Origin of the sequence: Kitasatospora sp. NPDC059571, from assembly GCF_042735675.1 — a bacterium.
Lineage (GTDB): Bacteria > Actinomycetota > Actinomycetes > Streptomycetales > Streptomycetaceae > Kitasatospora.
Window position 1 is genome coordinate 1 of the sequence record NZ_JBHWBW010000411.1, and the last position, 7,211, is coordinate 7,211.

The 7,211-nt window shown below is 77.4% G+C and carries 5 protein-coding genes; 1 reads left to right on the forward strand and 4 read right to left on the reverse strand.

Annotated elements, in window-relative coordinates; all coding sequences use genetic code 11:
- A partial coding sequence (locus ACFV0G_RS31400) for a bacterial transcriptional activator domain-containing protein (protein ID WP_380555352.1) occupies positions 1–1,017 on the forward strand: 1,017 nt, incomplete at its 5' end.
- An 86-nt stretch (positions 1,018–1,103) separates the two neighbouring features.
- On the opposite strand, the gene ACFV0G_RS31405 is transcribed toward ACFV0G_RS31400, so the two are convergent.
- The 4 genes from ACFV0G_RS31405 to ACFV0G_RS31420 all read right to left on the reverse strand — a co-directional run bounded on the left by ACFV0G_RS31405 (position 1,104) and on the right by ACFV0G_RS31420 (position 6,877).
- Complete coding sequence (locus ACFV0G_RS31405; RefSeq protein ID WP_380555354.1) at positions 1,104–2,315, reverse strand: cytochrome P450; 1,212 nt, start codon at positions 2,313–2,315, stop codon at positions 1,104–1,106.
- Between the two features lie 77 nt (positions 2,316–2,392).
- On the reverse strand, positions 2,393–4,420 hold the full coding sequence (locus ACFV0G_RS31410; protein ID WP_380555356.1) for a WD40 repeat domain-containing protein: 2,028 nt from the start codon (positions 4,418–4,420) through the stop codon (positions 2,393–2,395).
- 74 nt (positions 4,421–4,494) lie between these two features.
- Positions 4,495–6,087: a hypothetical protein gene (locus ACFV0G_RS31415; protein ID WP_380555358.1), complete on the reverse strand. Its 1,593-nt coding sequence runs from the start codon at positions 6,085–6,087 to the stop codon at positions 4,495–4,497.
- A 136-nt stretch (positions 6,088–6,223) separates the two neighbouring features.
- Positions 6,224–6,877: a peptidylprolyl isomerase gene (locus tag ACFV0G_RS31420; protein ID WP_380555360.1), complete on the reverse strand. Its 654-nt coding sequence runs from the start codon at positions 6,875–6,877 to the stop codon at positions 6,224–6,226.
- Positions 6,878–7,211 lie beyond the last annotated feature (334 nt).

Sequence of the window (7,211 nt, forward strand, 5' to 3'; positions counted from 1 at the left end):
GCGCACGCCGGCCCGCCGCGGCCTGCCGCCCCCCCGGCCCCGGTGCCGCCCGCCCGCGGCCCCGCTCCGGCGCCCCCTCAGGACGGCGCCGCCGAGGCGCCCGTCCCGGTGCGCGTCCCCGAGCCGCAGCCGACCCACGACCCGGCACCCGACGTCGCCGCGCCGGTCGAGGCCGCGCCGCCCGCCGGTCCCCGCTCCGCCCCGGCGCCGCGCACCGACAGCGCCGACCTGCTGGCGATCCTGCGCTCCCCGGAGGCGCACGCCGGGCGGTCCGCCCCGCGGGTACGGCTGCTCGGGCCGGTCGACGTCACCGGCGCCGCGGGCCGCGCCGAACCGGCCGTACTGCCGCACCTCACCGAGCTGGCGGCCCTGCTGGCGCTGCGCCCCGGCGTCGAGCACGGGGCGCTCGACCGCGCGCTGCACCCGGGCGCGGCCCACCTGGAGCCGAACGCGGCGCTCGGCACGGGCCCGCTGCCCGCCAAGCTCACCGGCCTCGCGGCCTGGCTGGGCAGCTCGTCGGACGGCCGGGCCTACCTGACCGACCAGGCGGAGGGCTACACCCTCGCCGCGGCGGTGACCTGCGACTGGGACGAGTTCCGCGGGCTGTACCGGCGCGGCATGCGTTCGACCAGCAGCACGGCGGACGCCGCGCTGGCCCACGCCCTCGCGCTGGTGCGCGGCGCCCCGTTCGCGGAGGCCCCGGCCGGCGCCTACGGGTGGGCCGAGGCGGAGCGCCAGGACATGCTGGCCGCGATCGTCGACACCGCGCACGAACTGGCGGCCCGCCGGCTCCAGTACGGCGACCACCGGACCGCGGAGGCCGCGATCTTCCGGGCCCTCGCGGTGGCGCCGGACGTCGAGCTGCTGCACCGCGACCTGTTCTACGCCTACGCGTCGGCCGGTGCCCGCGACCAGCTGGTGCGGGCCGTCAACCGGCTCGACGCGCTCAGCCGCCGCACCGGCCGCGACCTCGACCCGGACACCGTCGCCCTGCTCCGCGACCTGCTGACCGGCTGAGCGGCAGCGGCAGCGGCATCCGCCGGCCGTCGGGGTACCGCGGCCGCGACGGCCCGGCCGCGACGGCCCGGCCCGGCGGCGACGGGTCAGTAGCGCACCGGGAGGGCGAGAAGGCCGCGGGCCCGCATCGACGGCCGCCACCGCAGGTCCTTGCGCGGTACGTCCAGGGCGAGCCCGGGCAGCCGCCGGACCAGGGTGTCCAGCGCGATCGCGGTCTCCATCCGGGCGAGCGGTGCGCCCAGGCAGTAGTGGATGCCGTGGCCGAGGGCCAGATGGCCGTTGTCGGTGCGGTGCAGATCGAGCTCGTCCGGGCGGTCGACGTGGTCCGGGTCCCGGTTGGCCGAGCCGAGGGCCAGCAGCACGGTCTCGCCGGCCGGGACGACGGTGTCGCCGATCCGGACGTCCTCGGTCGGGAAGCGGCGGATGGCGAGCGGCGCGGGCCCGTCGAAGCGGGCCAGCTCCTCGACCGCGGCCGGCAGCAGCGCGGGGTCGCGGCGCAGCGCCGCCAGCTGCTCGGGGTGGTCCAGCAGGGCGAGCACGCCGTTGCCGATCAGGTGGACGGTGTTCTCGTAGCCGGCGAAGAGGATCAGGAAGGCGAGCGAGGTCAGCTCCTCCTCGCTCAGCCGGCCGCGGTCGCCGTCCTCGTCGCGGGCGGCGACCAGGGCGGACAGCAGGTCGTCGCCGCCGTCGCGGCGCTTGCGGGCGATCAGGTCGGTGAAGTACCCGACCAGGCCGGCGACGGCGGCTCGGGCGAGTTCGGGGCGGGCGGGGTCGGGGGTGACCAGCGCGTCGGTCCAGCCGCGGAAGTCGCGCCGGTCCTCTGCGGAGACACCGAGCAGGTCGCAGATGACGGCGATCGGGAACGGCCCGGCGTAGGAGGCGATCAGGTCGGTGCGGCCGAGCGGCTCGATCGCGTCGACGAGGTCCTCGGCGGTGCGCCGGACACCCTCGCGCAGCCGCTCGACCCGGCGCGGGGTGAACGCCTGCGACACCAGGCGGCGGATCCGGGTGTGGTCGGGCGGGTCCATGTTGAGCAGGTTGGCGTCCAGGGCGGGCGGCAGCGAGAACCCGCGGTAGTTGCCGGGCAGCGCGTGGCTTCGGTCCAGCGAGAGACGGGGGTCGGCGAGCAGCGCCCTGACGTCCCGGTACCTGGTGACCAGCCAGAAGGGCAGGCCGTCGGGGCCGGTCAGCCGTCGGACGGGGGCGGCCTCGCGCAGGTCGGCCCATGCCGTGTGCGGGTCCTGGAGCAGGTCGGCGACACCGGGCAGGGCCGGGTCGTCGTGCAGCGGGATCGTCATGGGCCGAGCCTACGCGGGGCGGTGCACCTCCCGGGCGCCCGCCGGTGCCGGTGAAGTCCCCGCCGGGCGGGGCGGGTTCACCGCGAGGTGAGGGGGAGGGCGAGGACCCCGCAGTCGTGTCCGACGATCAGCTCGGGCCCGGCGGCGGCCAGGCAGGTGACCGCCACGTCCAGGTCGATGCGCTGCACCGTGTCCTCCGCCGGGTCCCACACCCGCAGACTGCGCCCCCGCCTGCTGCCGGTGACCACGACGGTGCGGCCGTCGGGCAGCGCGGCGGCGGTCATGGCGGTCAGACCGGTGGTGTCCGTGGAGAGGCCGTCGCCGACCGCGGCGCCGGTCGCCGGGTCCCACAGCATGACCACGCCGTTGCGGTCGTCGCCGGTGGCGAGCAGGGTCCGGCCCCGGAAGGGCACGGCCGCCACCACCGCCACCCGGTGGCCGGCGTCGGCGAGGGCGCGTGCGTTCACCTGCACGGCCGCGCCGGGCTCCCAGGGGTCGTCGACGGCCGGGTCCCAGACGTGCACGTCACCCGAGGTGTCCGCGGCGGCGATCAGCGTACGGCCGCTCGGGATCGGGACGGCCGTGATCGACGCGATCGGGCGGCCCCGGGGGTTGAGGCGCCCCACCGACTCGCCCGTCGCGGTGTCCCGCAGCCGGACCGCGCCGCGGGGGGTGGCGGTGACGAGCAGCGTCCGGCCGTCCGGCATGGTCGCGCCGCACATCCCGCTCACCGCACCGAGCCAGTTCCCGACCGGTTCGACCACCGGCCGTCCGGTCTCCGGGTCCCACAGCGCGATCGTCCCGGCGTCGTCGCCGCTCGCCAGGAGGACGTCGCCGTCGGGCAGGGGCAGGGCCGTCATCGAGCGGATGCGGTCGGGGTGCCCCCGCAGCGGGCCGTGGCGGAGCCGGCCGCCGGCCGCGTCCCACAGGCGCACCACGCCTGCGTCGCCGGCGCCGGCCACCAGCGCCGGCCGACCGGAACGGGCCACCACCGCCAGCGCGTTGACGCCCTCGGCCCGACCGGGTGCGGAGTCGGCGAACACCGATATCCGGCCCCGCGAGGTGCCGTCGGGTGCGAGCAGGACCGGCCCGTCGCGCAGGAGCGCGGTCGCGGCTTCACCCGGCCGGCCCGGCGATGCCGGCCCTGCCGGGGTGTCCCACCCGTCGAAGGCCGTCCACGCGGGGGTGTCGTCACCCAGGGGGCGTGCACCGTCCGGGTTCTCGGCCAGCCCGTCGGCGATCGTCCAGGTCTGCTCGCAGTCCTCGCAGCGGAAGCAGCCGGTGAGCAGCATCAACCGGCGGGCCCACGCCGTCCCGGCCCACTGCGGAGTGCCCCGGGCCGCGACCAGGCCGGCGACCAGGCACAGGACGGCGGGCCCCGGCGTCTCGGGGGTCACCCCCGCCTCGGCGACGGCGCGTGCCACGCGCAGGAAGGGCTCCCAGCCCTCCCCGAGCGCATCGTCGCGCAGCACGGCGGCGGCCGGGCTCCAGGGGTTCTCCCCCTGCCGGGCACGGGCGGGACGGGGCTGCTCCGGGGCCTCGAACGGCGGGTGCACCGGGTCCGCGGCGAACTCGGGGATCTCGCTCTCGCTCTCGCACCCCGGGCACAGCAGCAGGTGGTCGGCCTTGTGGGGGTGGAGGAACTGCCAGAGCACGGCGCCGGTGTGATGGCCGGCCAGGGCGACACCGCCCAGGACGAGGTCGGTGCAGGCCGCCGCGGGGACGCCTCCCGCGAGCAGCTCCCGTACGGCCGCCCGCTCGGCCGCCCGGAGCGCGGCGCCGAACCCCGCCTCGAGGTCGGCCGGGACGGGGGGCCGGTGGTCGGCGGTCAGCATGAGCCCGATGCCGGCCCAGAGGTCAGTGAACCGCCCCGCGGGTGCTGCGGCCGCCGTCTCCACGAGGTGCGGCACGACGGCATAGGCCCCGTTGGTGACGGTGCTCTGCTGCATGAGGCCGTCGGCCACGTACGTCCAGGTCTCCGCCCACCCGTCGTCGGAGCCGGTGACGGCGGAGGCCATCTCCTCCAGCAGTGCCCGCACGTCCTCGACCCGGACACCGTCGAGCTCGTCCCAGCGGGGGCTGTCCAGGGGCAGCTTCGGAATCATGGGGCGAGCCTAGCGACCGGCGCGGACAGCCCCGTGGCACCGTCGTCGGACGGTGCGTCAGGTCTCCCCGCGGCTCACCTCATCAGCTCGTCGGCGACGGCCCGTACCGCGCCGGGCACCAGCCGCTCCAGGTGCGGCAGGACGAACGTCCGGACGAACGCCCGGTCGCCGAGGAGCGCGGCCTGCGCGGCCAGCCTGCGGGCACGGGACGGCTCGGCCCGTTCCACCAGCGCGGCCAGTGCGCGGGTCCGTGTCGAGCGGTAGGCGATGGTGCGGGCGAGGGCCTCGGCGCGGTCCGGATCGCCCTGGCGGGCCACCTCCCGGACGACCTCGATCAGCGCCTGGCCCCGCGCCCAGCGGTCGGCGATGGTGCCGACGATGGCCTCGGCGCGGTCCGGATCGCCCTGCCGGGCCACCTCCCCGACGACCTCGATCAGCGCCCCGAGCCGCGCCCAGCGGTCGGTGAGCGCACGGGCCAGGGCCTCGGCCCGGACGGTGTCGTGGCGGGCCAGCGCCCCGACGGCCGCCGCCTGCCGCCCCGCGCGCCGGCCCGGATCGCCGATCCAGTCGGTGAGGGCCATCGCCCGCTCGATCTGCCCGTGCCGGGCGAGCAGCAGCGTCACGGCCTCCAACAGGCTCTCGCTGTAGGCGCGGACGGTGGCGCGGAGCAGCGCCTCGCCCCGGTCGGCCAGGGCGAGGGCCGTCTCCCGGTCGACGGTCCCGGCGACCTCGTTCAGCAGCTCCGCCAGGACCGCGGGGCCGAGCGGGGGCCGGGGCGCGGGGCGGTAGCGGATCAGAAGGCACTCGAACTCGCGGCTCCCGTCCCCGTCCTCGCCCCCGTCCGGCGGCTTTGCCGCCGCCGGGGCGTCAGGAACGGTTCGCAGCAGGATGTGCAGGAGGGCGTCCAGGCGGTCCGGGTCCCCGCTGCGGACCTCCAGGGCCAGGACCGCCGTGAAGGGCCTCGGCAGCGCCCGGTCGTACCTCCCGCCGTGCTCGGACCGGGCGAGATCCTCCACGCGGTCGGCGAGCGCCTCGGCCCGGGCGCGGTCGCCGGCGGCGGTGGCGATCTCCATGAGCAGGACGAGCACCTGTCCGGCCTCGGTGACGAAGCCGGGGCTCGCCTCGGCCCGGGCAGCGAAGCCGAGCGCGGCGGGGAGGTCGCCGCCGTCCGCCACCGCCTTCGCCAGCAGGGCCCAGGTCCTTCCCCAGTTGTGGGGATAGCGGACGCACTCCGCCAGGGCGACGGCCCGGTCGAGTTCGCCGGCCCGGGCCAGTGCCGGTACGAGGGCGACCAGGGCCCGGTCCCGGAGCGCCCGGTCGGGCATCGCCCCGGCCAGCGCCTGCGCGCCGTGCAGATCGCCGGCGTCGATCGCGGCCCTCAGCAGCGGGAGGAGGCCGTCGTGCTCTCCGCGCCGGTCGGTCGCGTACGCCAGCTCGACGGCGCGGGCGAGGTGGCCCGTACGGGCGAGCGCCGCGGGGAGTCCCCAGAGCGAGTTGCCGTCCCTCTCCCGGTGCGCCGAGATCCGGAGGGCGGCCAGCAGGCAGGGCTCGTGACCGCTGCGCAGGAAGCCGCTGCTCCGGTCCTCCGCCGGGGCGAGGCCCCCCTGCCGCTCCACCACCCGTCCCCCGAAGAGGTCATCGCCCAGCTGGGCCCGTCCCTCCCACATGCCGTCACCGCCCCTCGGTAGCACCGTCCCGGGCGGGCCCGGGCGGTGGGGCGCCGCGCAGGACCGCGCACCCCACCGCAGGACGGTACCGGCGTCGTGGGACACCGGCACAGCGGGAACGACGGGGCCGGGGCGATCAGTGCCCGGCGATGCGGACCTGACGGATGGTCACCGGTACGTTCGGGAAGCCGTCGCCGGGGCCGTTCTGGTCGTCCTCGCCGGCCGCCGCGATCTTCTGGAGGACGTCGAGTCCGGCGGTCACCCGCCCGAACGGGGTGTAGTTGGGGGAGAGCTTGGTGTCCTTCCAGACGAAGAAGAACTGGCTGCCGTTGGTGTTCGGCCCGGCGTTGGCCATCGCGACGGTGCCCGCCGGGTAGGTGGCACCGTCGAGGTTCTCGTCGGGGAAGGAGTAGCCCGGGCCGCCGCTGCCGGTGCCGGTCGGGTCGCCGCACTGCAGGACGTAGAGCCGCTGGGTGGTGAGCCGGTGGCAGTGGCTGCGGTCGAAGTAGTCGTGCTCGGCGAGGAAGCGGAACGAGAAGGTGGTGCACGGCGCCTTGTCGGTGAGCGCCTGGAAGGTGATCGCGCCCTGGGAGGTGCGCAGGGTCGCCTTGTACGGCCGGGCGGCCCTGGCGGCGTCGAAGACCGGGATCCCCTTGAAGTTGTCCGCCGGGACGGCCGCGGTGTAGGTGCAGGTCGCCGTTGCGGCGGGGGCTGCGGAGGCCGTGCCGACAGGGGCGATGAGCGGCAGGGCGGTCGCGGCGGCGAGCAGGGCCCAGGACGTGCGCTTCACGTGGCAGCCTTCCGAAGTCTCTGGCGTGGACGCGTCATTCATGCCCCGGCCGGGCCCGGCCATGCGCGCCCGGGCCCGGCGATGCGCGCCCGGCCCGTCCGCGTGTGCGCCCGGCCGTGCTCGTGCGCCCCCGCGGGACGGCCCGAAATCCGCTCGCCCGGCGGCGGCGTGCGGCGTAGCGTCCGCCGCATGTCCGCCACCCCTGCACCGCCGTCCGCGACCGAGACCGCCGAGAGCCCGCTCCGGGCGCGGCTGCGGGCCGCCCGCCCCGACCCGATGCGCCGGCGCCGCCGCGCCCCCGGCGCCCCGCGCCGCGGGCCCGGGGGTGTGCGTC